The following is a 26,520-nucleotide window of genomic DNA, read 5'->3' on the forward strand; positions in this document are numbered from 1 at the left end:
TCATGATGAATTCTTTCTTGCGCGCGCTGCAATTCCTGACCCGCCTGCCATTCGGAAAAGCGCTTGAACACCCGCCCGCATTGTCCGGCGATACGGTGGCCTGGTACGCGCCAGTGGGCATGGTCATCGGTATTTTAATGACCGCCATCGCCTGGGTTTTGTCGCAATGGCTCCAACTGCCGCCAGCCATAGTCGGGATGGTCGTGCTGATAATATGGGTCGGCATCACCGGCGCGCTGCATCTGGACGGCGTGGCCGATTGCGGCGATGCCTGGATGGGCGGGCATACGCCTGCGCGCATGCTGGAGATCATGAAAGATACCGCCTGCGGCGTCGGCGCGATTGTGGCGCTGGCGCTGGTTCTATTGGTGAAGTTCAGCGCGCTGTCGGCGCTGCTGGCGCAAGGCGACTGGCTGCTATTAGTTTTCCCGCCGGTGATGGCGCGCATTGCCTTGAGCATCGTTATTTGCGCAACGCCTTACATTCGATCCGATGGCATTGGTCGGTCGTTGCCATCCACTATGTCGGCCAAAGCGATTGGGATATCCGGATTGGTTTTGTCGCTGGCGCTTGGCATCGTTTCGTTGCAGTCATTTATTATTGCAACGGTCGCGAGCGCGCTCGCATTTTTGCTCATCTATCGGTGTCTGATAAAACCGGTCAAGGGCGCTACCGGAGATATTTACGGCGCCCTGGTCGAAACCGCGGAAGCGTTTGTGCTGGTTAGCTTAGTGGTCGGAAACTGACCGGGTCATTGCCCAGTGGACAGCCGGCGGCGCGCATGGCGATGCTCAAGCCACCGAAAGAACGCGATGATGATGCCTGAAAGGCAGATATATATTCCCGCTACCAACAGCAGCGGTTCGTATATTCGGTAAGTTTCCTGGCGCACCATGCCGCCGACGCCATAGACATCAAATACCGTGATGGTGGCGGCCAGCGGCGTCGACTTCAGGGTCAAAATAAATTCGCCCGCGAGCGTGGGCAATACATTTTGGACGGCGCGCGGAAACCAGACCCGACGCAACACGGTAAAAGGCTTCATGCCGAATGCGCGCGCCGCCTCCAACTCGCCCTTGTTGACGCTCTTGAATGCGCCACGCATCACTTCGCCGGAGTAGCCGGCCACGCTCAGTGAAAATGCAAAAATGGCATAGGGAAAGGCATCGCGCAACAGCGGCCAAATGAAACTTTCGCGGATGCCCGGAATAAAGGGAAACACAGAACCGAGCCCATAGTAGATCAGCCACAGTTGAATCAGCAGCGGCGTTCCGCGTATCACCGCGCAAAATCCCCGCGCCAACCATGCCAGCACGGTTGGTCCGGTAACTTGCACCAAACCGATCGGCGTCGCCAGACTCATGCCCAGGACGATGGACAGCACCAGTAATTTAATGGTTATCCATAATCCTTCAATAAATTTCGGCGTGTACTCAGCGACCCAATACCATTCCATACCCATACCGTCCTATGACAAGTCAGGTTGGCCACGCCGATAATAGCGTTCCAATAATCTAAAAATAACGTTTGATATGAGACTCACGCACAGATAGAGAAACGCAGCCGCCAAGTAAAACATCAAGTATTCCTTGGTGCCGCCGGCCGCTTGCTTGGTCTCAAGCGCAAGTTCGCTGAATCCCACCACCGCCAACAGCGCGGTGTCCTTGGTCACAATCAGCCACAAGTTCGCCAGCCCCGGCAACGCCAGCGGCACCATGGCCGGGATGATGATGCGGCGGTGCGTGACCACCCATGACATGCCGCAGGCTTTGGCGGCTTCTATCTGACCGATCGGCACCGCGACAATGGCGCCGCGAATGACTTCAATAATATATGCGCCTTGCACGAAGCCAAGCACATAGATGCCGGCCGCCAAGCCGCTGATGTCAACCCGCTCAAATCCGAACGACTCCAGCAGTCGGTTGAGCAGGTCGGTGCCGGCGTAGTACAGCAGCAGTATCAACACCAACTCGGGCACCGCGCGCACCAGCGTGGTGTAGATTTCGAGCGACCAGCGCAGGGTGGGGCCGCCGTATATTTTTCCGAGCGCGCCGCCCAGCCCGATGAACAATCCAAGCGCATAAGCGCCGAATGCGATTTGCAGGGTCATGCCTAAACCGCGCAACAGATTGCCGCCCCATCCGGGCGGCGAGAAAGCAAGCAACTCCAGCCCTAATGACTCAAGCATATTGCTTTGTCATATCACTTTGTCATATCGCTTCACTCCTTCATCGCGCGGGCCCATCGCGCGGACGAGGGAGTGATTTCCAGCGTGCCTAGCCGCCGTAAATGTCGAAACTGAAGTAGTTCTCGGAGATTTTTTGGAAGGTGCCGTCCGCGCGAATCTTGGCGATAGCCGCATTGAATCTTGCTTTCAACTCGGTATCCTCCTTGCGCAGTCCGCCGCCAACGCCGGGACCGAATACCGCAACATCATTGAGTTCCCCCGCGATTTCACAGCACGCGCCACTGGCGCTGTCCAAAAACGGGTTCATCGCCAAGGAATCGCCGACCACGGCGTCAATCCGACCGGCCACCAGATCCTGATTATGCTCATCAAATGTCTGGTAAGTTTTAATGCTTGCGGCTGAATCGCCAAAATGCTTGGACACATAGTTTTCGTGGATGGTGGAAACCTGGACGCCGATAATCTTGCCGCGGACGCTGGCCGGGCTGCCATCAATGCCGGAGCCTTTGGGCGCGACGATGACGGCCGGGGTGTTGTAGTACTTATCCGTAAACGCGATGGTTTTCATGCGTTCTTCCGTGATCGACATGGACGACATAATCACATCGAATTTTTTCGCCATCAGCGCCGGGATGATGCCGTCCCAGGCCACTTCGACCCATTCGCATTGCTCGCCCATGGCCGCGCAAATGGCATCGGCAATTTCAATCTCCCAGCCTTTCCACGTACCCGAGGCGTCTTTCTCGGCGAAGGGCGGGTAAGGCTCGGCGGCAACACCGAGTTTCAGGGCATAAACGTTAGTGCTAAACATGAACATGGCAATGCTTGCCGCGATGATTAATTTAGTAAATTTCTTCATTGTCTTTTTCCTCATTTTGGTTTTAATAATCGTTAGTTAAATGAACCTAACTAACCGAGCGGACGAATTGACGACAGCGCTCGCTCTCGGCTTCCTTGAATACTTTCCGCGGCGATCCCTGTTGTTCAACACGCCCACCGTGCAAGAATATCACATGGGATGAGACGTTGCTGGCAAAATTCATTTCATGGGTCACCATAATCATGGTGCGACCTTCTTCGGCCAATTCCCTTATGACTTTAAGCACCTCCGCCACCAACTCAGGGTCCAGCGCCGATGTCGGCTCATCAAAAAGCAGCGCGCTCGGCTCAATCGCCAGCGCCCTGGCGATCGCGACCCGTTGCTGCTGGCCGCCGGACAACACCGCCGGATACTGATTGCGTTTTTCCCACACGCCAACCTTATTCAGAATAACTTCGGCGCGTTCCTGGGCTTCCGCTTTTTTGATCTTCAAAACATGCACTGGCGCCTCAATGACGTTTTGCATTACCGTCATATGCTGCCAAAGATTGAAGCCCTGGAACACCATGCCAAGCTGCGTGCGAATGCGCTCGATTTGCCGCTTGTTCGCGGGCGCCATATCGCCGCTTTTATCGGCCTTGAATTTTATTGCTTCACCATTTATTTCGATGCTGCCCGCGCTCGGATTCTCCAGCAGGTTAAGACACCTTAAAAAAGTGCTCTTGCCAGAACCGCTGGCGCCGATAATGGAGACGACATCGCCTTCATAGGCGGTCATCGACACGCCCTTAATGACTTCGAGCGCACCGAAAGACTTGTGTAGATCATCGACTTTGATAGTCGGGATTGAGGCGGCGTCATTCATAAATAAAATTCGGCATAAATGAAATTCGGCATAAATGAAATTCGGTTATGATGATTATTCTGATTGGTTGAAGCGCAACAGCCAGCGAAGTATAACCGTATTGTTGCCGGGATGTCACTGACGGTGTCGTTGCCGCTTTTATAATCGCGGCATCCTGACTCATTGTAAAATCGCGTAGCCCTGGTCTTGGGCTTTGGTTTCGAGCTCCTTTATCGAGGCATAGTCATGCTCGTCGACCGGCGTGAATTGCTTGAGTTTCAGGAAGGCCTTGTTTTTCGGCGACATGGCCTCAAGGGACGCATTCAGCGCATTGACAATAAGTTGCCGATCGACTTCCAACCCCTTATGGACGATGAACGGCAGGCCGGCGGTATGCCGCGACTGCCCGATAATTTTCAGGTCATCCGCGTTGATTAAATCCGCGGCGATCGCAAAATGATAGGACACGGCATCAATCGCCGCGATGTCGGCAGCGCCTTGGGCAATCCACTTCATGCTTTGTAAATGAGAATTGCTCACCAATACATTTTTGAAAAATGGCATGGAATTCGCATGCTTGCTGATTTCATAGCGAAAAACATTCATTCCGCTATTTGAATCGGTGTTATTGACCGCCGCGAGGGCATTGGAAAATTCATCGAGACTGACTTTCCCGGAGTCAGCGCGGGTGACAAACCAGCTTGAGCATTTAATATTTTCACAACCCTCAATCGTGAATTCAGGAGCGCAAACAACATCGTGCGTGCGCCGCCATTTAGCCACATAGGGGTAACCGCAGGTCTGGCCCATGAACAGTTCCGGGTCGCTTAATATTTTTGTTGCATCATCAAAACGAAGATCAAACGCCTGATTATAAGGGGCCGGCAAGTGATGGTGCAGGTCGCCCAAAATTTGCCGCCAGGCGCATCGCAGTCTATGGGTAAATGCGTACATGCCGCAACTAATTATGCCGCGACTGATGGTAGTGTTGTCGGCTAACTTGGGCATGGCGGTTTGGTGCGCGTCGATGATATTGTATCTTTATCAATGCGCCATTATATTATGTTTTATATTCTGTATTATATTCGGCGGACGCATCAATATTTTGTTGTAATCCATGAGTTGTAATTTATGAGCAGACCATCCCATCGAGCAAGGCAAAAGCCCACCTTCAAACTCGAGCAACTGCCGCTGCGGCAACTGCAAAATCCCTATGCGCCCATCCAGATTTTGAGCGAACAATCCATCGAACTGATTCATGACGGCTCGATGAAAATTCTGGAGCGCATTGGGTTGCAAATCGTCAACGACCGGGCGCGTCGGTTAATGCTGAAGCATGGCGCGACTATCGATGATAAAACCGGTTACGTCAAGATGGAGCGCGACATGGTGTTGGAAAAGATTGCCACCATTCCGCCGCGCTTCACGCTGCATGCCCGCAACCCAAAGTTCAATTCCGTTTATGGCGGCAATCACATCAATTTCACTTTGGTTGCCAGCGCGCCAAATTGTTCTGATCTGGATAGTGGGCGGCGCACCGGCAATTATGAAGACTACTGTAAATTCCTGAAGTTAGGGCAGACATTTAATGTTATTGGTGCACATTCCGGTTACCCGGTCGAGCCGATTGACTTGCCGCCCCACACTCGTCATCTTGACGCTTATCGCGCTTTCATTACGCTCACGGAAAAACCCTGGCACGCCTATAGTTTGGGCAACGGAAAAATTGAGGACGCGATTGAAATGATCTGCATGGCGCGGTCTATCGATCAGGAAACGCTTAAAAAAGAGCCCAGCATTATGACCGTGGTCAATACCAACTCGCCGTTGAAAGTGGACGGTCTGATGCTGGATGGGCTGATGACCATGGCCGAGTTTGGGCAGCTGGTCGTGGTCACGCCGTTCACCCTGGCCGGGGCGATGAGCCCGGTGACGTTGGCCGGTGCATTGGCGCAGCAAAATGCGGAGGCTTTGGGGGTGTTAGCGGTCACGCAAATGGTGAATCCGGGCGCGCCGGCGATGTATGGCGGCTTTACCTCCAATGTCGATATGAAGTCCGGCGCGCCGGCGTTTGGTACGCCAGAATATGCCAAAGCGGTGCTGGCTGGCGGTCAACTGGCGCGCCGATATAACATTCCTTATCGCACCTCCAATGTCAATGCGTCCAACTGTGTGGATGCTCAGGCCGCCTGGGAATCCGGTATGTCGCTGTGGTCTGCGGTGATGTCGCATGGCAACATGATCAAGCACAGCGGCGGCTGGCTGGAGGGCGGGTTGTGCGCTTCGTTTGAAAAATTGATCGTCGATATGGAAATGGTGCAAATGATGGCTGAGACGCTCAAGCCCATCGAAGTGAACCAAGCGGAATTAGCCTTTGATGCGATCGAAGAGGTCGGCGCCGGCGGGCATTTTTTTGGCGCCTGCCACACTATTGAGCGCTACAAAGACGCCTTTTACGCGCCCATTGCAACCGATTGGCGTAACTTTGAAACCTGGCAGGAAAATGGGTCGGTGCAAACTGCCGAGCGCGCCAATAAACTGTTCAAGCAAATTCTCAATGATTTCGAGGAGCCGGAACTGGATGTCGCTATTCGCGAGCAGTTGGATGAATATGTCATGAGACGCAAGGGGGAAATCAAACCTGATTGGTAGGCCTGGTTGGCGGCTTTTGCAAAAGCCGCGCGGATAAAAAATGCCGTAGAATCGGCATGACAATCAGCATGACAATCAATGCTGAACCCTTAAACACAACGCGGAAAAACGTTATGAAAACACATACTCAGGTGGCGATTATCGGCGGCGGCGTGGTCGGGTGCAGCGTGCTGTATCATCTGACCAAATTAGGATGGCGCGATGTCACATTAATCGAGCGCGCGGAATTGACCTCGGGTTCAACCTGGCATGCGGCCGGCGGCTTCCATACCCTGAATGCCGACACCAACATGGCCGCCTTGCAGGGCTACACCATCGGCTTATACAAGGAGTTGGAGGAAATTTCCGGACAGAGTTGCGGGTTGCATCATGTCGGCGGGATTACGCTGGCGGGATCGCCGGACCGGATGGATTATCTGCGCGCCGAGCGCGCCAAGCATCGCTACATGGGGCTGGACACCCATCTGGTTACCCCTGAAGAAATCCGCGAGTTGTCGCCCATCACCAATACCGATGGCGTGCTGGGCGCGCTTTACGATCCGTTGGACGGGCATCTCGATCCCTACGGCACCACTCATGCCTATGCCCGCGCCGCGAAAAAACAAGGTGCTGAAATCATCCTGCGCAACCGCGTTCTAGAGACTAAACCGAATAGTAATGGCACTTGGGAGATCATTACCGTACAGGGCAATTTGATCGCCGAGCACGTGGTCAATGCGGGTGGATTATGGGCGCGTGAAGTCGGGGAAATGGCTGGGGTTTATTTGCCATTGCATCCTATGGAGCATCAATATCTAGCCACGGAAAAAATAGATGCCGTGGTTAATCATCCCACCGAGCTGCCGCATGTCATGGACCCGGAAGGCGAGAGCTACCTGCGTCAGGAAGGGCAGGGGCTGGTCATCGGATTTTACGAACAACAATGCGTCCCCTGGGCCGTGGACGGCACGCCGTGGGACTTCGGCAACGAGTTGCTCGAGGACAATCTTGACCGCATCGGCGACGCCATGGCGCACGCCTTTGCGCGCTATCCGGTATTGGCTAAAGCCGGCATCAAGCAGATCATCAACGGCCCGTTCACCTTTGCGCCGGACGGCAATCCGTTGGTCGGGCCGGTGCCCGGCTTGCGCAACTATTGGTCGGCTTGCGGCGTGATGGCGGGTTTCAGCCAGGCCGGCGGGGTCGGGCTGATTCTGGCCGAGTGGATGATTGAGGGCGAGCCGTCGCGCGATGTGTTTGCGATGGATGTGTCGCGGTTTGGCGATTATTGCACCAAATCCTATACCCGACTAAAAGTCACCGAGAACTACCAACGCCGATTTTCGGTGTCCTATCCCAATGAAGAATTGCCGGCCGCGCGACCGTTCAAAACCACGCCAGCCTATGCCATCTGGCAGCAACAGAATGCGGTATTCGGTTCAGGCTATGGCATGGAGCAAGTCAACTATTTTGCGCCGCCAGGCGAGCCGCCGTATGAAACCCCGACCTTCCGACGCTCCAATGCCTTCGCCGCGGTGGCACAGGAATGTAATGCGGTACGCAATGGCGTGGGCATCAATGAAATCCATAATTTCAGCAAGTTCGAGGTCACCGGGCGCGGCGCGGAAGCCTGGATTGACACGGTCATGGCGGGACGAATGCCCAAGCTGGGACGGCTAACCTTGACGCCGATGTTAAGCCCGCGCGGCAAACTGATCGGCGACTTCACCGTGTCGCATTTGGGCGACGAAACCGGCATGGCGACCTTCCAAATGAACGCCTCGTATGCGGCGCAATCTTTTCATATGCGCTGGTTCGAGCAACATCTGCCCGAGTCCGGCGTTCAAGTCCGCAACCTCTCCGAGCAGCGCATCGGTTTCCAGATTGCCGGACCAAAATCAAGGGAATTATTGTCACGCGTGGCGCGCGGCGATGTTTCAACCGATGCGTTGCCGTTCCTTGGCGTACAACACATGCAGGTCGGTTCGTGCCAGGCGATTGTGCAGCGCGTATCCTATACCGGGGATTTAGGCTATGAAATTTACGTTCCGGCCAGCCAGCAAGTCGGTCTTTATCATGTGCTGAGCCAGGCCGGCAGGGATTTAGGGCTACGGCCTTTTGGCATGCGCGCGATGATGAGCCTGCGTCTGGAAAAATCCTTCGGTTCATGGTTGCGGGAATACAAGCCCGATTACACGCCGCTGGAAACCGGCATGGATCGTTTCGTGGCGTATAACAAGCCGCGTGATTTTATTGGAAAAGAAGCGGCGCTGGCGGAAAAAAATCAAGGGGCATCGAGAAAGTTATGCACGTTTATTGTGCAAGCAGACGACGCTGACGCGGTCGCGGATGAACCCATCTGGCATGACGATCAGGTCGTGGGCTTCGTCACCTCTGGCGGCTACGCCCACTATGCGCAAAAGAGCGTGGCAATCGGTTTCCTGCCAGTCGCCTTGATTGAGGAAGGTCGCGAGGTTGAGATTGAGATTTTGGGCGAGCGCAGGCGTGCCGTCTTGTTTACCGAACCCCTGTTCGATCCCGATGGCAAGCGCATGAGAGGGTAGGAGATTGGAGATGGGATCAGAGTAGAAATTATTGGGGCTTTGGACCAGGTTTTTCTGGCTTCTAAAATTTTTTCATTTCACTTCCAAACGCTATACCGCTATTTGTTGCATTTCTCAGGTTATCATGCAATGAATCTATTTGCTTAACAAATAATTTCTACTCTGACCCCTACATCGCTGCAAAGTGCAACAGTGCGCACTCGTCACCCGCTAACCATCCGGCAGGCCGAATTCCGCGGGATTAAATTCTTTCAGAGAATTCAGGATGCGCTCGGCGCGGCGATAACGCGATTTGTCCATATTCGGATCAGGCACCACAATAACGCGCATTCCCGCAGCGATGCCAGCCGCCAATCCTGACGGCGCGTCCTCGAATACCAGAGTGTTCTGTGGACTGGCAGCGAGGCGTTTGGCGGCAACATTAAAGATATCCGGGGCCGGTTTGCCGCGCTTAACGTCAGGATCATCTCCGGTGACGACAATATTGAAAAGTTCGAACCAATCCTGATGATTGGAAGTTTTCAATGCAAAAAATTCGCGGCTGGAACTGGTCGCTACGGCAATTGGAATATGATGATTATGAAGATGGCGTATCAGGTTTTCAGCGCCGGGCATGGCCTTGCAACTCGGAAATTTTGCGCGCAATAATTGATCGCGCTCGTGCAAATAATCTTCAACGCTGATTGGCAGTTGCAGTGCGCGCACCAGATAATTTGCAGAAACCGTGTCCGGCAAGCCAATCATGTTGCCCTTGAGTGACCAATCAAAGGTCTTGCCGAATCGGCCGACAATGCGTTGCGTCACCTGAGTGTAGATTATTTCGGTATCCAGCAGCAAGCCGTCCATATCAAATAACGCGAATTGCGCGGGCGCTATATTGGGGGCTTGCGCGCTATTTATTTTCATTTCTGTGCTATATCTGTGCTATAATTGGTTTTGCGCAAGATAAGGCGCGAATGATAAAGCGAATGACCGAATCGGCGACCCCATAGTTATAATATGTTTATAATATGTTTATGATATTTTTTGTTAGCACATATTAAAGATCATGTCTATTACATTAACACAAGCCGCCGCACAGCAGGTGAGTTCTCATCTTGCAACCCGTGGGCAATCTCGTGATCAGGCCCGTGATCAATGCATCGGTTTGCGTGTGACCGTAAAAAATTCCGGTTGCTCAGGGTACGCCTATCAACTGGACTATGCGACCGAAATAAACGATATCGACCAGGTGTTTGAAAGCCATGGCGTGAAGATTGTGGTGCAACAAGATCATCTTGAATTGCTGCAGGGCATGGAGCTGGATTATGTTGAGGATGGATTGTCATCGGCCTTTCATTTCAATAATCCTAATGTTACCGAGCAATGTGGATGTGGCGAGAGCTTTACGGTCAAATAGTCTTGCACTGAACCAACCAGAATTATTGCCGCGGAATTATTGCCGCAGAATTATTGACCGCGCAGTTCACTATACCGTTCACGATAATTGGACCCTTAAACCGGGCCAATCCCCATGCTCATCAGGCGTTAATTCTCGAGCGATATTCAAGTTAATATTTTAGGCTAATGGCCGTGGCTTCCGTGAACGTATCCCTGCCGAAACAACAACCGGCACCCAGGGCAATGCCCATGCAGAGCGTTGCCTTTCCAACGCTTGGTTGCAAAGTGAATGTGTTTGAAACGGAATTGATAGCCGAAAAAATAGTGGGCGATCGATACCGTCGAGTGCATGCCGGAGAGCGGGCCGACCTTTATGTCATCAATACCTGCACGGTGACGGCTGAAGCGGACCGGCAAGCCCGGCAATTGGTGCGGCGCGCGGTGCGGCAAAATCCAGATGCCAAGGTGGTCGTGACCGGATGCTATGCACAAATGGATGCGCAAACCTGTGCTGAAATTCCAGGTGTTGATCTGGTGGTGGGAAACAGTCAAAAGTTGGATATTCCCGAGTTGCTGGACGATCTGTATCAAGGAAATCTTCCGCCGATATTATTGAAGGACATTGACCGGGAGATTAGTCTGCCCAATCAGTTGCTGCAGGGTTTTGAGGGACATAGCCGGGCCTTTGTGCAAATTCAGCAGGGCTGCGATCAGGGCTGCACATTTTGCATCATTCATACCGCCAGGGGCCGCAATCGGTCGTTCTCGCCAGACATGATCAAGCGACAGTGCCAACGCCTGATCATGAACGGCTATGGCGAAATTGTGATTTGTGGGGTCGATATTGGCTCGTATGGCGCCGATTTCAAGGATAACGAAATCGGCCAGGTCAACCTGTCGGCGTTATTGCGATCACTGCTGGAAATCAAAGGGGAGATCGACGGCGATTATCGGTTGCGGCTGAGTTCCATCGATCCGGCGCACATCACGGATGAATTTATTGATTTGTTAAGCCACCATTCCAGCATCTGTCCACAACTGCATTTATCCCTGCAAAGCGCCAACAGCTTGATATTGAAACGAATGAAACGCCGCGCCACACGAGCGCTGATTTACGAGCGCATTGGCGCATTACGCGCCGCGCTTCCGGACTTGGTTTTGAGCGCTGATATTTTGGTGGGTTTTCCGACCGAAAGCGAGGCGCACTTCGCGGATACCTTGCGCGCTATACATGAACTCGAAATTGCCTATCCGCATGTGTTCCGCTATTCCCCAAGGCCGGCAACCCCGGCCGCAAGAATTCCTTCCCAGGTCCCAGCACTGGCACGCAAGCAACGGGCAAAAGCGGCTCGCGAAGCAGGAAAAGAAGTTTGGATGAAGGTGGCAAAAGGTCAGATTGGCCAGCATAAAACCGTGCTGGTTGAATCGGCGAATGATAAGGCGACCAGCGATCCGGGTTGGTCGGTCGGCAGGGCGGCGAATTACTTTCCGGTCAAGTTTCAAGAGACCGACGCGGTCAAGCCCAACGCCCATGAATATCGGCGTCATGAAAATCGGAGCCGTGAAAATCAAAGACAGAAAGATCAAAAATGCCGTTGGGTGGATTTGGAAATTACCGGCGTGGGCAGCGACACATTATTAGGCCGTCGATTAGACCGCGAGCACGGATGAATATACAATCAGATTTTCATTTAACTTTTTGGGGCTTTTAATATGGCGGTTGAACGCACTTTTTCCATCATAAAACCGGATGCCGTTGCCGATAATAAGATTGGTCGCATTTATCAACGTTTTGAAGATGCCGGCTTAACTATTGTGGCATCACGAATGTTGCATCTCAGCCGAGAGCAAGCGCAACAGTTCTATGCTGTTCATCGAGAGCGTCCCTTTTATAATGACCTGATCAATTTTATGACCTCCGGTCCGGTGGTGGTGCAGGTTTTGCAAGGTGAAAATGCTATCGCTAAAAATCGTGAAGTGATGGGCGCAACCAATCCAGCGGACGCGGCACCGGGCACAATACGCGCGGATTTCGCCAGTTCAGTGGAACAAAACGCGGTGCATGGTTCCGATGCGCCGCAAACCGCAGCAATCGAGATTGCTTTTTTCTTCGATGACGCGGAAATTTGTCCGCGAACCCGTTAGCCCATTTGCAATGTCTAACACGCAAGGCGCCTCCGTCAATCTGCTGTCATTGGATAGATCGGCCATGGAAAACTATTTCCTCGATATGGGGGAGAAGAGTTTCCGCGCGCAGCAGTTGTTGCAATGGGTTTATCAAAAGAAGGTGATTCGTTTCCCGGATATGACTGACCTGAGTAAGCGCTTGCGCCAAACGCTTCAGCAAAATACCAATCTGGACTTGCCCGAAATCGTTAGTCAGCAACGCTCAACCGACGGCACATTTAAATGGCTGCTCAAGCTCAAGGACGGCAACTGTATTGAGAGCGTGTATATTCCGGAATCCGGGCGTGGCACGCTGTGTGTTTCTTCTCAGGTTGGGTGCGGCTTGAATTGCACTTTTTGTGCTACTGCGCGACAGGGCTTTAATAGAAACCTGGATGTGGATGAAATTATTTCTCAGGTATGGATCGCAAATAACGTGTTGGAGGCAATCGAGAACAAACCGGAAAATTGTTTTGTCCGCGATGTTGCGGATCAACGCCGACCGGTTACTAATATTGTGATGATGGGCATGGGAGAGCCGTTGCTCAATTTTGATAATGTGGTTTCCGCGATGCGATTAATGATGGATGATTATTCGTTTGGGTTGTCAATGAGAAGAGTAACGCTGAGCACGGCTGGAATGATTCCTGCCATCGACCAACTACGGCAACAATGTCCGGTCAGCCTTGCAGTTTCGTTGCACGCTCCCGACGATGCCTTGCGCGATAAACTCGTGCCGCTAAACAAAAAATATCCGATTGGCCCGCTACTCGATTGTTGCCGGCGATACGTTGGCGAGAATAATCGGCGACGGGTAACGCTTGAATACGTGATGTTAAAGGGTGTCAACGATAGTGCGGAACAAGCCAGGGCACTGGCGAAAATTATCCGGCATGTCCCCGCCAAAGTGAACTTGATTCCATTTAATCCGTTCCCGCAAACTCAGTTCCAGAGATCGGAAGCAGAAACCATCGATCGTTTTCGTGATATGTTATTGGCTGAAAATATTTTCACGGTGACGCGCACGACCCGGGGCGACGATATTGATGCGGCTTGCGGGCAGTTGGCAGGTGATTTTGTCGATCGAACCAGCCGCTCAAGGCGGATGCAACAGCAAACCGTGGTGTTTTCGTGAACCATGCCCGCCGTGAATTTACCCGCCGTGCATTTAACTTGGCAATTTCGATTGCCCGCAATGAGATACTGTTTATCCTACGTCCAGTTTAAAATAGCACTTCGTCTTCAATAGAGCATGATGCCTTCTTAAACAAGAATTACGATGCCAAAGTCAGCCGCAAATTCATCTTCAGCCACCCCTGCCGTTGCCACGCCCGGAAAATTGTTTGAGCGCAAACGAAGAGAAAATGGATGGTCCAAAGAAGATGTGGCGGAAGCATTGTTGTTATCGATCAGTCAGGTTGAGGCCTTGGAAAATGATGAATACGATAAGTTGCCGGGGGCCACTTACATTATCGGCTACTGGCGGAGCTACGCGAGCTTGCTCAAAATTGATGCTTCACAATCAATCGAATTTCACAAAAATAATATTGAGAGGTCTGATTCTGTCATTGTATTGGAAGCGCACCATCGGCATACCCATGGCCAGCATGAAAAATCCAGAAAAAAAACGGCATTGCTTTTTGGCTTGTTGGCGGCAATCTCCTTAGCCGGAATATGGTATTGGCAAAATCCGGTTGACAACCTCATAAATCAATGGATTGAAAGTCAATCGAATCGCCCATTGTCCGACATAAATGCCAATAATGGAAATGATGCCAATAACGGAAGTGATGATGAAAGGCAGTCTGCGGGTGCTGAAATCACATCTGGAACAGTTTTGGAATCGGATCAATATTCCATCATCGCATTGCCCGAACCCAATTTTTCCGACGAATTTGATACTGATGCGCCTGATACTGATGCGCCTGATACTGATGCGCCTGATACTGATGCACTTGATGCAGACCAAGCAGAGGCGTCAAAAAATTCAGAGGAGCCGTTGAACAATGAAGACCGCGTAATCGTTGAAACCGAAATTGAACCTGATGGCGTTTTTATAGCGCAAGAGCAGGAACAAAAAGTCGGGGAAGCCCAACCGTCAATTCAAGATCCAAGTCAATCTATTGAAAATTCAAGTGAAACCTCAGGTGAACCCGCAGATGAGCCTTCGCAGGAAGCTGAATCTCCGGCGGCGGATTCCCCGCGCTGGATATTCTTGAATGTAGAAAAACAAACCTGGTTGGACGTGCGCGATGTTACCGGCGAAAAGCTGATTTACCGCACTGCGGAGATTGGCGAAGCCATACAGTTGCATGGGCAGCCGCCATTTTATGTGTTTGTGGGCGCGACCGAAGGGGTGCAGGTCGAATATTTGGGCGAAGCGATTGAGTTGAAATCCGACGACGGTATTTATGCGCGCTTTGCAGTGGGTTCGGCGGAGTGACCAGCGCGCGTTTATTCAGTGCCATTCGGGGACTGTTTCAATGACCGATAGAATTCAGGCGGTGCGCGGCATGAACGATTTGCTGCCTGATGAAATTGATGTCTGGCACCAGGTGGAATCTGTGTTGCGGGAGATCGGATGGCAATATGGGTATCAGGAAATTCGTACCCCCATGCTGGAAAAAACCGCCTTGTTCCAGCAATCCATCGGCGACCAAACCGACATCGTCGAAAAAGAAATGTATACCTTTGCGGATGCCGGCAAAGAAAGCCTGTCGTTGCGGCCCGAGGCGACCGCCAGTACCGTGCGCGCATGCATCCAGCACGGCATCGTGCACAATCAACAACGACGCATTTGGTATATGGGACCGATGTTCCGGCGCGAACGCCCGCAAAAAGGACGCTATCGGCAATTCCATCAATTTGGCATCGAAGCTTTTGGCTGGGCTGGGCCGGATATTGATGTGGAAATTATTCGCGTTGGCGAGCGCATCTGGAAAAACTTGAAGGTTAAAGGCATCACGCTGCAGATCAATACACTGGGTTCGAATAAGTCGCGGCAAGCCTATCGCATTGCGCTGCAAAGCTTTTTAAAAAATCATCTCGGACAATTAGACGATGACAGCGTGCGCAGGCTGGAGAACAATCCGTTGCGCATCCTGGACAGTAAACGGCCTGAAACCCAGGCAATTTTGGTCAATGCCCCTCATATTCTTGAGTATCTGGAACCATCGGAAAAAAACCATTTTGACGGCTTATGCGAGTCGTTGGAAAATTCCGCTATCGGTTATACGATAAATTCAAAATTAGTGCGCGGGCTTGACTACTATACCGGCACGGTTTTTGAATGGAGCACCGACCAACTGGGCGCGCAGAACGCGGTTTGCGCCGGCGGCAGATATGATTCTCTGGTCGAGCAGCGCGGCGGCAAACCCACCCCGGCGATTGGTTTCGCGATGGGAATGGAACGGCTGGTTGAGTTGGTTGCTAATCAGGGAAATAATGAAAGGCATCAACGAAACGTCATATACTTGATAGATGTCGCCGAATCGGCCAATGTCCGCGCCGGGATCATTGCCGAACAACTACGGGATAACGGTTATCGGGTGATTAGTCACTGCGGCGGCGGCAAGCTGAAGGCGCAGTTAAAACGCGCCGATCAATCAGGGGCTGTCATCGCTTTGATTATGGGCCAGGACGAGTGCCAGGTCGATGGCTTGGCAAACGTCGTTCAGGTCAAGCATTTGCGTGCCAAGATTGACCAGCAAGCAATTCCCGTGGATGATTTAGTGGCATGGTGCAACGACAACATACGATAAAACGCAAAATATTATTGATAAGAGGCGGTAATGGCAGAAGATAAATTACCTCGATTTATTGAAGACGACGATGTCGCCAGAGCCAAGGCGTTTTGGAATGAAAACGGAAAGTCCATCGTAGCGGGGGTTATTATTGGGCTGGGAGGCATAGTTGGATTCAATTACTGGAAAAGTTACCAACAAACCGAAGGGGAAAACGCCTCATTTTTATTCGATCGATTGAGTTCCGGTCAGAATGACATTGACCATGACATTGACATGAATTCAGTGGCCGATGAGTTAAAGGAAAAATACGCCTCCACAGTCTATGCGGACTTGGCCGCATTGGCGATGGCAAAACAATTTGTCGAAAAAAATGACCTCGCGGCGGCGGCGCGCGAACTTAATTGGGTGATGGATCATTCAAAAGATTCAGGGTTTCAGCACATTGCCAGATTAAGATTGGCTGCGGTGGCGTTGGCGCAACAGCGCCCGGACCAAGCGTTGGCAATACTGACGATAACGGATACGGGCGGTTTCGAGTCGAGATACCATGAACTCACCGCAGACGCTTATGCGCAACGAGGCCAAGCCACAAAAAATCAGGGTGCGGAAAACATAACCGCGGAAAACCAGGACGAAGATAATGAACGGGCCAGGCTTGAATACCAAAAAAGCCTGGAAACGTTGCCTGACGGCTCTTCCCACGCCGGGCTAATTCAGTTAAAGCGGGATAATGTCGGAGAAAGCCCATGAATAAATACCCATGAATAAATATCTGAGCCTGGCGTTAGTTGCCTTGGCAGTGGTCTTGGCGCTGGCGTCGGGCTGCAAGAGCAAGCAGGAAAAGGAATCCCTTTGGGGGGTCTATCAGGAGCCGATCAAGCCTGAAGCGTTGCCGAAAGACAGCGGCGCGCGCGAGTTACAAATCGTGTGGAAAAAAAATATTGGCGGCGGCGCCAGCGTTGGTTTCGCCCTGCTGAAGCCGGTTTACTATCAGGGCAATATTTATGTCGCCAACCGCACCGGCAAAGTGTTCAGTTTTGATTCGCAAACCGGCGCCGCGCAATGGACGCGAGACCTGAAAACGCCGATTTTTTCCGCGATTGGGGTGAATGACAATTTTGCGGTTGTGACCCATGATAATGGCGATGTTACTGCGTTGCATGCCAATGATGGTTCGGTCGCCTGGAAGACTTCGCTCAAGCATCAAATTTCAGCCGTTCCGGTTATCGGCAAGGAGCGCGTGCTTATTCGCACCGCGGATGGCCTGATGATAGGCATGGATATGCGTACCGGAGACATTGTCTGGCGGATTAAAAAAACAACGCCTGGATTGAGCGTGCATGGCGATTCCATGCCGGTGATCACGGGCGACGCGGTGTTGGCGGGCTTGGCAAACGGCAGATTGATTGCCAATAATGTGATCAATGGCAGTGATTATTGGGAGACTGAAATTGCGCGGATTCGCGGGCAGGACGAGTTGGAGCGGCTGATCGATTCAGACGCCGCCCCCATTGTCCAAGGCGCAACGGTCTATGCCGCGACCTATCAAGGCAGCGTGGTCGCCTTGCAATTGCAAAACGCCGCGGTCAATTGGCGCACGAAAATTTCCACGCGGTTGCCGATGGCGATTTCGCAACAACATCTTTTCGTCACCGACGAACTCGGCGCAGTGATCGCATTGAATATTACTGACGGCAGCATCGTTTGGGAACAGCCGGCATTTCGCGGCCACGGAATCAGCCGGCCGGTGGTATTGAATGATCGCGTCATCGTCGGCGATTCAAGCGGCAGAATTCACACCCTGGATAGCGCCAGCGGGGATCGGGTGGAAAGCAAAAAAGTGGTGTCCGGCGCGATTGTCGGCATCATCACCGCAGATGCGCAAGTGGCGGTATTCTCGTCCGCAGGCAACATTGCCGCATTGACATTGCTGCATTGACATTGTGATGTTTGGGCTGGCCACGAGTTGCCGCTAAAAGTTTGCGTTCCATCCAACGCGCGCATTTGAGTTTCATTAGATTATGCTCCCGGTACTCGCATTGGTGGGTCGCCCGAACGTCGGTAAGTCAACCTTGTTCAACAAGTTGACGCGCTCCAGGGATGCGTTGGTTGGCGACCAGCCTGGCGTGACCCGAGACCGATTATACGGCTTAGGTCGTATCGGCAAGAAACCCTATCTGGTGGTTGATACCGGCGGCATAGAGGGGGCTGAAGGGGATTTTACATCGTTGGTAAAACAGCAAGTGCAACAGGTCATCGAAGAAGCGGAAGTGGTTTTGTTTCTGGTTGATGCCAGTGAGGGAATAGTCAATCAGGACAAGGCAATTGCGATGCAGTTGCGGCACAGTGGCACAGAGATTTATCTGCTGGTGAACAAGACTGAAGGCGTTGCGCCGAGTTTGGCGACTGCGGAGTTTCAAGAACTGGCATTGGGGAATCCCATCGCCATATCGGCAAAACGAGGTGATGGCGTGGAGCGGCTGATTACGGAAGTGATGACGGCCATGCAGGACGATGCCGAGATGGAGGATGACGACGATAAGCGCGCGCCGAAGATTGCCATTGTCGGCCGGCCTAACGTCGGAAAATCCACGCTGACCAATAAACTTGTAGGTGAACACCGGGTCATTGTCAGCGATATTCCGGGAACCACCAGGGACAGCGTGCACATTCCCATCGTTGTTGGCCAGAACAAATACGTATTGATTGATACCGCCGGCGTCAGAAAAAAATCAAAAGTCGATGAAGTCATTGAAAAGTTCTCCATCATCAAAACCTTGCAGGCGATTGAAACTTGCCATGTTGTGCTGCTGGTTGTGGACGCTTCAACCGAGATCGGCGCCCAGGACGCGACCCTGGCCGGGATGGTCAGCGATTTTGGTCGCTCCATCGTGGTCGTGGTGAACAAATGGGATGGGCTGAGTATTCGGCAACGCAATAAAATCAAGCAAGAGATAAAAAACAAACTTGCCTTTCTGCCCTATCCTGAAATGATTTATATATCGGCCCTGCATGGTTCGAACATCATTGAAATTATGCCCGCTGCGCGCCGCGCCTATGATTCGGCGATGATTAGCATAGCCACTTCCAGTTTGAATCGAACCCTTGAAAACGCCTTGACCCAAACCCCGCCGCCCATGCACAACCAGCGACCGGTACGGTTGAAATTCACCCATCAGGCCGGAAAAAACCCGCCGGTAATCGTGATACATGGCAACCAGGCGAACACCATACCGGATTCTTATAAGAAGTATTTATCCAAATTTTTCGCCAAAGCCTACCACTTGGTGGGCACGCCAGTGCGAATCATACCCCGAGTCAGTGAAAATCCATTTAGGTCACGTAGTTTTAAATCAAGCAGTTTTAAATCAGGCAATCCAGCGCATGCCGTGTTTAAACAACGCTCAGGCCGACGGCGAAAATTGTAAAAAAATCAAGCAAAGGATCAAGCAAATGCTCAACCACACGTATCGATTTTTACGTTTTAGCAATCATCGGCACGGCAAAAACTACCCGTATTTCGGTCTCTTCGCAGTTTAAATTTCATCGACTAAAACGTTGATCTGACCTTTGGACACCTTGATTCGCAGTGATTCCCCAAGTTTGGTGTGCCGGGGGTCGGTGATTACTTTATTTTTGCGGTTTTGCACAATGGCATAACCACGGTGCAAAGTATGCTCAGGGCTCATGAGTGTAATTTTTCCATGATTTTGCTGCAACGCCTGTTGCTTGTTGCTAATTTGAATACCAACAGAACGACTCAGCGCATGCCGATTTGCGCGCAGTTGCTGTCCTAAATATTGAATCATGGAATCGGGGGAGTGAGCTGCGATTAAGCTTAAATATTTATCATGTAAATTATTGATTAATTCTATATGACTATGAATATAAAAGGTAAGTTGTTTATATAGATGCTTGTGTTCGGCCAGATAACCGGCCAGTTTCTGTTTTGGGTGAAGCAATCCGGAAGTGAAATAATCTACTGATTGTTGAAAGTCCTGGATATATTTAAGCGTGTTCTCGCACAGGCGGTTGTGTCGTAAAAGAAATTCCTGTTTTATCTGCCGGATGTCCGGGGTGACGAATTCCGCCGCCGCCGTCGGCGTGGGCGCGCGCTGGTCTGCGACAAAATCACAAATTGTAAAATCCACTTCATGTCCGACGCCGCAGACGATTGGGATGGCGCACCCGAACACCTTTCGGGCAACCCCTTCGTCATTAAATGCCTGCAGATCTTCCATTGACCCTCCGCCGCGGGCAAGGATGAGGGTATCAACCTCGTTACGTTTTTCCGCCAGGTTGATCGCGGCTATTATGCTTTTCGGTGCTTTAGCCCCTTGAACGAGAGCGGGGTAGAGAACCACATTGGCCAAGGGAAATCTGCGTTCAAGGGTGACCAGAATGTCGTGCAATGCCGCGCCGTTGTCCGAGGTAATGATGCCGATAGCGCCTGGATGAGTCGGTATTTCCGATTTATGTTGTGGCTCGAATAATCCCTCTGCAGCAAGTTTTTGCTTAAGAATTTCAAATGCGCGGCGCAGTGCGCCCTCTCCGGCTTGCTCCATATAACTGACAATGAATTGCAGGTCGCCGCGCGGTTCGTAGCAAGAAATTTGACCGTTCAACAATACTCCCATCCCCTCCATTGGAGAGGCCATGGGAGTGGCGCGATTCCGGTTTTGCCGATTGCGAAAAAATACGCAGCGAATGAGAGAAGTTTGGTCTTTCAAAGAGAAATACAGATGCCCGGATGCCGGCGCGGCCAGCCCGGAAATCTCGCCTTCAACCCAAATTGAACGATAACTGGTTTCCAGTAGATCACGAAGTTCGCTGTTAAGCTGTTTTACGGTATAAACAAACCTGCTGGTTGCGGATGTCATCGGTATAATGTGCGCTTCCACTCGGGATGACCGGGCAACGAATTTATAAGGATGTGCGCAATGTTATACGCAATGTTAGACATGGGGCGATGCATGATTTCGATTGTAGCGTTAATCTGGATAGTTCTTCAATCAGAGCGTATTTTCATTTGATTGATTTCGTGTTTTATAAATCTGCATTTGTGGTAAAATCTCTATTTCAGACAACAATTCCAGCGGGGAACAAGCAAAATATGGTAACCATTCGTTTATCGCGGGGCGGCTCCAAGCAGCGGCCATTTTATGCGATTTTAGTCGCAGATCAACGTCGTTCGACACGCGGCCGGTATATTGAAAGAATAGGATTTTTCAATCCTGCGGCGCGTGGCAGCGAAGAAAAACTTCGCCTGGACACCGAGCGATGCGAGCATTGGGTTGGATTGGGCGCTGAACCCAGCGATCGCGTTAAACAGCTTTATAAGCAGGCGAAATCCGCGGCCACTACTCAGGCTACACAGGCATCGACCTGACGGCGTTGCGCCAGCGCGGTTCATCGGGGGTCAAGCGGTGAGACTGCAACAGTGAGTTCCGATCCGGTCACCAACCTGACGGCAAATCCTGCCAAAGAAAATTACGCCGCAGCAAATCCCGTAATACTGGGTAAAATTTGCGGACATTTTGGTGTAAACGGCTGGCTTAAGATCGTTTCTTATACCCGTCCGGCCAGTCAAATTTTTCAATATGACAATTGGACTCTGGTTTGTTTGGATAAGACGGGCTGTTTAAACGAGAAACGACTCTGGGTAGAGGGCGAAGTATCGGCATTTAAAAAAAATGCCAAAGGACTCGTGGTTAAACTGGTGGGTTATGATAGCCGCGAAGCATCGGCAGTGCTGATGGGCAGTAATATCGGCATAGACCGGTCTCGACTGGAACCGCTTCCAGAAGGTGATTACTACTGGCTGGATTTGATAGGATTGAGTGTAGTCAACCTTGAAGGCGTGATATTGGGCAAGGTCGATCACCTGCTGGAAACAGGCGCGAACGATGTTCTGGTGGTTCGTTCCGGAGCGTCTCAGGATGCCATAGAAGAAAATAATGCCGAAAATAATGACGAACAAAGATTAGTGCCGTGGACACCCGATGTGGTGACTCGGATTGACCTCGAAAGCGGGGTCATGACAGTGGACTGGAAAGAAGACTACTGAATGTCAGCCCCAGGCGCCATACCCGGTGGTTTGTGAACGATGTGCTATCATCGGTGCGCAACAAACTTAAAACTGCTTTTACTCTATTAACTACTTGAAGGATTGACTCCAATGAGTACCATCACCCCAAAATGCCTCCTCGCCGGCCTTGCCATTGCGCTGGTTCTCATTCAGCACGGGTTGTATGTTTCCAGCGTCAGCTTGATTGAAGTACATCAAGGCCTGTGGCTGGTCGTCAATTCCGTTGAAGCCGTGTTGTTGATTGCGGTCAGCCGCATGCTCATGGCGGCGCACAAAACCATCGCCATGATCATCGGAGCGAGCGGCGTGATTCTGGCGCTCGCCGTCGTTGTCGAAAACTTTATCGTCACCGAAACCCTCGACGATCCATTCTGGATATCCATATCTCTTGTGGTGATCTTCGGTTTAATGCTGTCGTCCATCTATTTGTTGAAAAATAATTAGTTTTTCAAGGGTTGGAAACGAATGCTCATGCGCTGTTGCCATCTTTAATCAAACCGAAATGAATACGGCAAATTACTATAAGATATAAAAACCATGACAAAAAACCATGGTCATTCCGGGAAAAGAGGAATTGTTCGCCTTCCTTTTTTTGGTGGTGTTTCTTGGCGCCATCCATTCCCGCCATCGCCGCCAATTTTAACGCTGAGCCACGCCATACAAAAGTGAAATGGAGCAAAGCAGCTAATGCCTGAAGTAATACCTGAAGAAATTTTGAATATGTTTTGGCAGTTTTAAACAAAAAAATAATGGACATAAACCAATGGAAATAAACGTGATATCGATATTTCCGACTATGTTCGATGCGGTTCTCGAATTTGGGATTACCCGACAGGCGATCGAAAAAGGCTTATTGAAACTGGTGTTATGGAACCCCCGGGACTATACCGAGGATCGACATAGAACGGTCGATGACCGGCCATATGGTGGCGGCCCCGGTATGTTGATGAAGCCGGAGCCTTTGGCACGTTGTATTGACGATGCTAGGCTTTCCAACTCAGGTTCCAATCCGGGCCCGGTAGTGTATTTGTCACCCCAAGGTGACTTGCTCAATCAACAATTGGTTGAAGAATTGGCCGATTATGCCGGTTTAACGCTGCTCGCCGGACGATACGAAGGTATCGATGAAAGAGTCATTGAAAGTCGTGTGGATCGTGAAGTTTCGATTGGTGACTATGTATTGGCGGGGGGGGAAATTCCGGCGATGACAGTCATCGACTCGATTGCGAGATTATTACCCGGCGTATTGGGAAATGATTTATCAGCCAGGCAGGACTCGTTTTCGAATGGACTGCTGGATTGCCCGCATTACACCCGGCCCGAGTGTTTTGAGGGGTTGAAGGCGCCCCAGGTATTGTTAAGTGGTGATCACGAAAAAATCAGGCAATGGAGGTTGAATCAATCGATTGCTAAAACCGGTGAACGTAGACCAGATTTACTGGAACGGGTAAATTTGGAAGAGGGTGAGTTCGATACTGAACAGATTAAATTATTGAAAGAATTTCAAATCGGAGCAACAAGATGACTAATATAATTGACCAACTCGAAGCGGAGCAGATGAAACATGATATTCCTGAATTTAGTCCTGGCGATCAGGTGCGCGTCCAGGTGCGGGTGAAGGAGGGCGCGCGCGAGCGTCTGCAGGCTTATGAAGGGGTTGTGATCGCCAAGAAGAACCGGGGCTTGAACTCTTCATTTACGGTTCGAAAAATAGCCAGTGGAGAAGGGGTGGAGCGCGTTTTTCAGACGCACAGCCCGCTTATTGGCGAAATTCAAGTGCTCAGAAAAGGTGATGTGAGACGCGCAAAATTGTATTATCTACGGAATCGATCCGGAAAAGCGGCGCGCATTAAGGAGAAAGTGCGAAAATAGCGTCGGCTTGTGATAAGGGCGGATGATGTCAATGGCTCTTTCTGTTATCTATAAAAGCGGGTCATAAATAAAAACGGGCATGGGCAAGGTTGCATTTTTGTGTGCTCGATTATTTTAGCGCTGCCCGAATAAATTATTGAGCGTTGCGTAATATCTTTCGTGATGTGTTTGGTAATGAATAAGCATGATTCCCGGTCTGGTACAATAATCCCGGTTAGCCAGTTTATTGTGGCAACTGCATTGTTGCTGGCCGGTTTGCCTTCCTATAGCCAATTGTCGTCCCCGCAGCTGTATGACAATAATGACCCCTCTTTTTCCACCGAGTTTTCCCCTGAATTGCTTAACGTGCGTACCTTGGTAAAAGCCAATGTTCTGGATTTGGCGCAATTAATTCTCGAGACTGAAGGTCCGCCGGATTTGCCGAATAAAGTATGGTTAAACTGGGAACGGCAACTGTGGAAACTTTATCAGATCAGGGAAAACTGGCAAGGTCTTTATCAACGCGCCCGGCAAATCCCCTCCGCGTTTCCGCAAAAAATACACCGGGAAGCGGACCTCCAGGCAATCCATGCGTTGCTCAAGCTGAACGATGGAAAACAAGCCCGTGTCTTGCTGCGCAAGCATTTGTCATCGGGTAGGTTATTGGAACTTGAAAGGCGAAGATTTCGAAAATTAATCATTGAAAGCTACCTGGCGGACGACTTGTTGACCGAGGCCGGCGTGGCGATGAAAAATTACCAGTCCGATTTTGATTCCGCGCAAGAAGATTGGTTGTTGCTCAGCGCGAAGATTTATCTCAAGCACAATTACCCTGGTGCCGCGGCCAACTTGTTGTCGACAATCACGCTCCCTGCAGCCCGATTATTGCGTATATTCTCGCGCTTGAAAAATCAATCCATAGACCCAGCTCGGGCGATTAGCGAGGCGCAACGGCTGTTTGCCGAACTCAGGTTTTTGCGCAAGTTTTCGTCTGGGCGAAGCGCGCTTAAGGCGCACCAAATTTTAGCGGTGATTATTTATGCCAAGCATTTCAGCGACGAGTTGCCGCCCGCGGTTGACGAACTCGAGCAATACTTGATTGAGATTGGCGGCCGCTCCTGCGCGTCCTGCGCCCGCGGCATACGACCGCCAGGGAAGGCGGAAGTGTCGATACCGTATGGAACGAGTATCGACCACGCCGTCCATGGCGATAACGCCGTTGCCGATGCGGACAATGTATATCCGCAATACACCGCGTCTGATTTGCTGGCGGCGTACAAGGCGGCGGCGCTGGCTGAAGCAGCCCAAGCGGAACTGCCCCATGCGAGATTTCTCAGTGGCGACAATTTGGGATGGCTGGACTACATTATGCAACTGCCTGCCAAACAGGTTGCAAGGAAAAAACCCCTATACGGCTATTTATTGCAAAACCCAAAAGATCAGTTTATTCGGCGGCAACTCAACAACCTGTTCGTGACCGCTTTGATTCAATCTGAGCGCATTGATATTATTCCTCAGCTTTACGGCGCGCACAAACCTTTCGGGAAGTTAGCGCTGAGCGGAGACGTTGGTCTCGAATTATCGAATGCGGCGCTGGCGATGGGCAATTTTCGGTTGGCCGCGGAAGCGAACCAGGCGGTGACGGAAATTCCTCAAGGAATGGAGCGCACCGATTGGTTGCTGCATACTGCGCGCATTTCGATTATCGCAGGAGACTATGACCAAGGCGCGAAGGATTTAATGCTGTGGATTGAAGAGTCGGATGATGCATCCGGGAGGCTTGAGCCTGAGCAAACCGACCGGGTGCTGCAGCCGATTTTTGACTTGCAAACCGCTAATCAACATGAGTTGGCTTTGAAACTACTGCATGCAGTGAATACTCGTTCGCCTTCAGATAGACATCGGCGTGAAATTGCCTATTGGATTGCAGAGTCTTACCAGGCAACGCGTCAATATACTAAAGCCGCGAATTATTTTTTGTTCTCGGCGTTGCAGAAGAAAAATGGATTTGACCAGTGGGGCGAGGCGGCGCGGTATCAAGCCGCGCAATCTCTTCTTTCCGCTAACTTGATTTCAGATTCACGCGCGCTGTTCAAAGACCTGTTGGCGCGCGCCGTCACCGACAGCAGAAAAACACAACTGAAACAAAAACTCCAGGAACTATGGCTACATGAATCAAGTTTGAATTCTGTTGAGTCATTTCAATAACCCACGGCCAATAATCAATCAATTCATACAGACC

26 protein-coding genes are annotated in these 26,520 nt (G+C 51.3%); 18 read left to right on the forward strand and 8 right to left on the reverse strand.

The window, feature by feature from the left end:
- Positions 1-2 precede the first annotated feature (2 nt).
- On the forward strand, positions 3-746 hold the full coding sequence (gene cobS, locus ACP158_RS08185; protein ID WP_424945670.1) for an adenosylcobinamide-GDP ribazoletransferase: 744 nt from the start codon (positions 3-5) through the stop codon (positions 744-746).
- Between the two features lie 5 nt (positions 747-751).
- Here the strand turns inward: cobS and ACP158_RS08190 are convergent, their stop codons facing one another.
- From ACP158_RS08190 to ACP158_RS08210, 5 genes are all read right to left on the reverse strand, one after another.
- Positions 752-1,456 carry an ABC transporter permease gene (locus ACP158_RS08190; RefSeq protein WP_424945671.1) on the reverse strand — a complete coding sequence of 235 codons (705 nt, stop codon included), beginning with the start codon at positions 1,454-1,456 and terminating at the stop codon, positions 752-754.
- Between the two features lie 12 nt (positions 1,457-1,468).
- Positions 1,469-2,188, reverse strand: a complete 720-nt coding sequence (locus tag ACP158_RS08195) for an ABC transporter permease (RefSeq protein WP_424945672.1) — start codon at positions 2,186-2,188, stop codon at positions 1,469-1,471.
- A gap of 88 nt (positions 2,189-2,276) precedes the next feature.
- Positions 2,277-3,047, reverse strand: coding sequence for a transporter substrate-binding domain-containing protein (locus ACP158_RS08200; RefSeq protein ID WP_424945673.1), 771 nt, complete (start codon positions 3,045-3,047; stop codon positions 2,277-2,279).
- Between the two features lie 46 nt (positions 3,048-3,093).
- Entirely contained in the window at positions 3,094-3,873 is a 780-nt protein-coding gene (locus ACP158_RS08205) for an ABC transporter ATP-binding protein (RefSeq protein ID WP_424945674.1), read from the reverse strand.
- Positions 3,874-4,032: 159 nt separating this feature from the next.
- On the reverse strand, positions 4,033-4,860 hold the full coding sequence (locus ACP158_RS08210; RefSeq protein ID WP_424945675.1) for a phosphate/phosphite/phosphonate ABC transporter substrate-binding protein: 828 nt from the start codon (positions 4,858-4,860) through the stop codon (positions 4,033-4,035).
- 123 nt (positions 4,861-4,983) lie between these two features.
- Here ACP158_RS08210 and ACP158_RS08215 point away from each other — a divergent pair, with 123 nt between their 5' ends.
- On the forward strand, positions 4,984-6,504 hold the full coding sequence (locus ACP158_RS08215; protein ID WP_424945676.1) for a trimethylamine methyltransferase family protein: 1,521 nt from the start codon (positions 4,984-4,986) through the stop codon (positions 6,502-6,504).
- Between the two features lie 113 nt (positions 6,505-6,617).
- Complete coding sequence (locus ACP158_RS08220) at positions 6,618-9,047, forward strand: GcvT family protein (protein ID WP_424945677.1); 2,430 nt, start codon at positions 6,618-6,620, stop codon at positions 9,045-9,047.
- 210 nt (positions 9,048-9,257) lie between these two features.
- On the opposite strand, the gene ACP158_RS08225 is transcribed toward ACP158_RS08220, so the two are convergent.
- Positions 9,258-9,953 (reverse strand): HAD-IA family hydrolase, encoded by a 696-nt coding sequence (locus ACP158_RS08225; protein ID WP_424945678.1) that lies wholly within the window; start codon positions 9,951-9,953, stop codon positions 9,258-9,260.
- A 142-nt stretch (positions 9,954-10,095) separates the two neighbouring features.
- Here ACP158_RS08225 and ACP158_RS08230 point away from each other — a divergent pair, with 142 nt between their 5' ends.
- From ACP158_RS08230 to der, 9 genes are all read left to right on the forward strand, one after another.
- Positions 10,096-10,446, forward strand: a complete 351-nt coding sequence (locus ACP158_RS08230) for a HesB/IscA family protein (protein ID WP_424945679.1) — start codon at positions 10,096-10,098, stop codon at positions 10,444-10,446.
- Positions 10,447-10,670: 224 nt separating this feature from the next.
- Positions 10,671-12,098: a tRNA (N(6)-L-threonylcarbamoyladenosine(37)-C(2))-methylthiotransferase MtaB gene (gene mtaB / locus ACP158_RS08235; protein WP_424945680.1), complete on the forward strand. Its 1,428-nt coding sequence runs from the start codon at positions 10,671-10,673 to the stop codon at positions 12,096-12,098.
- Between the two features lie 42 nt (positions 12,099-12,140).
- On the forward strand, positions 12,141-12,572 hold the full coding sequence (ndk, locus tag ACP158_RS08240; protein WP_424945681.1) for a nucleoside-diphosphate kinase: 432 nt from the start codon (positions 12,141-12,143) through the stop codon (positions 12,570-12,572).
- Between the two features lie 10 nt (positions 12,573-12,582).
- Positions 12,583-13,728, forward strand: coding sequence for a 23S rRNA (adenine(2503)-C(2))-methyltransferase RlmN (gene rlmN, locus ACP158_RS08245; RefSeq protein ID WP_424945682.1), 1,146 nt, complete (start codon positions 12,583-12,585; stop codon positions 13,726-13,728).
- A gap of 144 nt (positions 13,729-13,872) precedes the next feature.
- Positions 13,873-15,036, forward strand: coding sequence for a RodZ domain-containing protein (locus ACP158_RS08250; RefSeq protein WP_424945683.1), 1,164 nt, complete (start codon positions 13,873-13,875; stop codon positions 15,034-15,036).
- A gap of 40 nt (positions 15,037-15,076) precedes the next feature.
- Entirely contained in the window at positions 15,077-16,354 is a 1,278-nt protein-coding gene (hisS, locus tag ACP158_RS08255; RefSeq protein WP_424945684.1) for a histidine--tRNA ligase, read from the forward strand.
- Positions 16,355-16,384: 30 nt separating this feature from the next.
- The gene (locus ACP158_RS08260; RefSeq protein ID WP_424945685.1) at positions 16,385-17,089 is read left to right on the forward strand and encodes a YfgM family protein; all 705 of its coding nucleotides are present in this window, start codon (positions 16,385-16,387) and stop codon (positions 17,087-17,089) included.
- A 10-nt stretch (positions 17,090-17,099) separates the two neighbouring features.
- Positions 17,100-18,278 carry an outer membrane protein assembly factor BamB gene (gene bamB, locus ACP158_RS08265; protein WP_424945686.1) on the forward strand — a complete coding sequence of 393 codons (1,179 nt, stop codon included), beginning with the start codon at positions 17,100-17,102 and terminating at the stop codon, positions 18,276-18,278.
- Positions 18,279-18,360: 82 nt separating this feature from the next.
- The gene (gene der, locus ACP158_RS08270) at positions 18,361-19,767 is read left to right on the forward strand and encodes a ribosome biogenesis GTPase Der (protein WP_424945687.1); all 1,407 of its coding nucleotides are present in this window, start codon (positions 18,361-18,363) and stop codon (positions 19,765-19,767) included.
- Positions 19,768-19,875: 108 nt separating this feature from the next.
- On the opposite strand, the gene xseA is transcribed toward der, so the two are convergent.
- The gene (gene xseA / locus ACP158_RS08275) at positions 19,876-21,219 is read right to left on the reverse strand and encodes an exodeoxyribonuclease VII large subunit (protein ID WP_424945688.1); all 1,344 of its coding nucleotides are present in this window, start codon (positions 21,217-21,219) and stop codon (positions 19,876-19,878) included.
- Positions 21,220-21,452: 233 nt separating this feature from the next.
- Between xseA and rpsP the strand changes: the two genes are divergently transcribed.
- From rpsP to ACP158_RS08290, 3 genes are all read left to right on the forward strand, one after another.
- Positions 21,453-21,728, forward strand: coding sequence for a 30S ribosomal protein S16 (gene rpsP / locus ACP158_RS08280; protein WP_424948430.1), 276 nt, complete (start codon positions 21,453-21,455; stop codon positions 21,726-21,728).
- Between the two features lie 51 nt (positions 21,729-21,779).
- Positions 21,780-22,406, forward strand: a complete 627-nt coding sequence (gene rimM, locus ACP158_RS08285) for a ribosome maturation factor RimM (protein WP_424945689.1) — start codon at positions 21,780-21,782, stop codon at positions 22,404-22,406.
- A 111-nt stretch (positions 22,407-22,517) separates the two neighbouring features.
- Positions 22,518-22,871: a hypothetical protein gene (locus tag ACP158_RS08290; protein WP_424945690.1), complete on the forward strand. Its 354-nt coding sequence runs from the start codon at positions 22,518-22,520 to the stop codon at positions 22,869-22,871.
- Positions 22,872-22,896: 25 nt separating this feature from the next.
- Here ACP158_RS08290 and ACP158_RS08295 read toward each other — a convergent pair whose 3' ends face one another.
- Entirely contained in the window at positions 22,897-23,184 is a 288-nt protein-coding gene (locus ACP158_RS08295) for a hypothetical protein (RefSeq protein WP_424945691.1), read from the reverse strand.
- Positions 23,185-23,190: 6 nt separating this feature from the next.
- Between ACP158_RS08295 and trmD the strand changes: the two genes are divergently transcribed.
- From trmD to ACP158_RS08310, 3 genes are all read left to right on the forward strand, one after another.
- Positions 23,191-23,952, forward strand: a complete 762-nt coding sequence (gene trmD / locus ACP158_RS08300) for a tRNA (guanosine(37)-N1)-methyltransferase TrmD (protein WP_424945692.1) — start codon at positions 23,191-23,193, stop codon at positions 23,950-23,952.
- The gene (gene rplS / locus ACP158_RS08305) at positions 23,949-24,299 is read left to right on the forward strand and encodes a 50S ribosomal protein L19 (protein ID WP_424945693.1); all 351 of its coding nucleotides are present in this window, start codon (positions 23,949-23,951) and stop codon (positions 24,297-24,299) included. The genes trmD and rplS overlap by 4 nt, the downstream gene beginning before the upstream one ends.
- Before the next feature lie 174 nt (positions 24,300-24,473).
- Entirely contained in the window at positions 24,474-26,486 is a 2,013-nt protein-coding gene (locus tag ACP158_RS08310) for a tetratricopeptide repeat protein (protein ID WP_424945694.1), read from the forward strand.
- The last annotated feature ends 34 nt before the right edge of the window (positions 26,487-26,520 follow it).

The organism is Candidatus Spongiihabitans sp. (assembly GCF_965247905.1).
GTDB lineage: Bacteria > Pseudomonadota > Gammaproteobacteria > Arenicellales > Poriferihabitantaceae > Spongiihabitans.

Bases quoted from the DNA above. Each gene is read 5' to 3' on its own strand.
- cobS (WP_424945670.1), top strand. From the start codon at position 3: ATGATGAATTCTTTCTTGCGCGCGCTGCAATTCCTGACCCGCCTGCCA.
- ACP158_RS08190 (WP_424945671.1), bottom strand. From the start codon at position 1,456: ATGGAATGGTATTGGGTCGCTGAGTACACGCCGAAATTTATTGAAGGA.
- ACP158_RS08195 (WP_424945672.1), bottom strand. From the start codon at position 2,188: ATGCTTGAGTCATTAGGGCTGGAGTTGCTTGCTTTCTCGCCGCCCGGA.
- ACP158_RS08200 (WP_424945673.1), bottom strand. From the start codon at position 3,047: ATGAAGAAATTTACTAAATTAATCATCGCGGCAAGCATTGCCATGTTC.
- ACP158_RS08205 (WP_424945674.1), bottom strand. From the start codon at position 3,873: ATGAATGACGCCGCCTCAATCCCGACTATCAAAGTCGATGATCTACAC.
- ACP158_RS08210 (WP_424945675.1), bottom strand. From the start codon at position 4,860: ATGCCCAAGTTAGCCGACAACACTACCATCAGTCGCGGCATAATTAGT.
- ACP158_RS08215 (WP_424945676.1), top strand. From the start codon at position 4,984: ATGAGCAGACCATCCCATCGAGCAAGGCAAAAGCCCACCTTCAAACTC.
- ACP158_RS08220 (WP_424945677.1), top strand. From the start codon at position 6,618: ATGAAAACACATACTCAGGTGGCGATTATCGGCGGCGGCGTGGTCGGG.
- ACP158_RS08225 (WP_424945678.1), bottom strand. From the start codon at position 9,953: ATGAAAATAAATAGCGCGCAAGCCCCCAATATAGCGCCCGCGCAATTC.
- ACP158_RS08230 (WP_424945679.1), top strand. From the start codon at position 10,096: ATGTCTATTACATTAACACAAGCCGCCGCACAGCAGGTGAGTTCTCAT.
- mtaB (WP_424945680.1), top strand. From the start codon at position 10,671: ATGCCCATGCAGAGCGTTGCCTTTCCAACGCTTGGTTGCAAAGTGAAT.
- ndk (WP_424945681.1), top strand. From the start codon at position 12,141: ATGGCGGTTGAACGCACTTTTTCCATCATAAAACCGGATGCCGTTGCC.
- rlmN (WP_424945682.1), top strand. From the start codon at position 12,583: ATGTCTAACACGCAAGGCGCCTCCGTCAATCTGCTGTCATTGGATAGA.
- ACP158_RS08250 (WP_424945683.1), top strand. From the start codon at position 13,873: ATGCCAAAGTCAGCCGCAAATTCATCTTCAGCCACCCCTGCCGTTGCC.
- hisS (WP_424945684.1), top strand. From the start codon at position 15,077: ATGACCGATAGAATTCAGGCGGTGCGCGGCATGAACGATTTGCTGCCT.
- ACP158_RS08260 (WP_424945685.1), top strand. From the start codon at position 16,385: ATGGCAGAAGATAAATTACCTCGATTTATTGAAGACGACGATGTCGCC.
- bamB (WP_424945686.1), top strand. From the start codon at position 17,100: ATGAATAAATATCTGAGCCTGGCGTTAGTTGCCTTGGCAGTGGTCTTG.
- der (WP_424945687.1), top strand. From the start codon at position 18,361: ATGCTCCCGGTACTCGCATTGGTGGGTCGCCCGAACGTCGGTAAGTCA.
- xseA (WP_424945688.1), bottom strand. From the start codon at position 21,219: ATGACATCCGCAACCAGCAGGTTTGTTTATACCGTAAAACAGCTTAAC.
- rpsP (WP_424948430.1), top strand. From the start codon at position 21,453: ATGGTAACCATTCGTTTATCGCGGGGCGGCTCCAAGCAGCGGCCATTT.
- ACP158_RS08290 (WP_424945690.1), top strand. From the start codon at position 22,518: ATGAGTACCATCACCCCAAAATGCCTCCTCGCCGGCCTTGCCATTGCG.
- ACP158_RS08295 (WP_424945691.1), bottom strand. From the start codon at position 23,184: ATGTCCATTATTTTTTTGTTTAAAACTGCCAAAACATATTCAAAATTT.
- trmD (WP_424945692.1), top strand. From the start codon at position 23,191: ATGGAAATAAACGTGATATCGATATTTCCGACTATGTTCGATGCGGTT.
- rplS (WP_424945693.1), top strand. From the start codon at position 23,949: ATGACTAATATAATTGACCAACTCGAAGCGGAGCAGATGAAACATGAT.
- ACP158_RS08310 (WP_424945694.1), top strand. From the start codon at position 24,474: ATGAATAAGCATGATTCCCGGTCTGGTACAATAATCCCGGTTAGCCAG.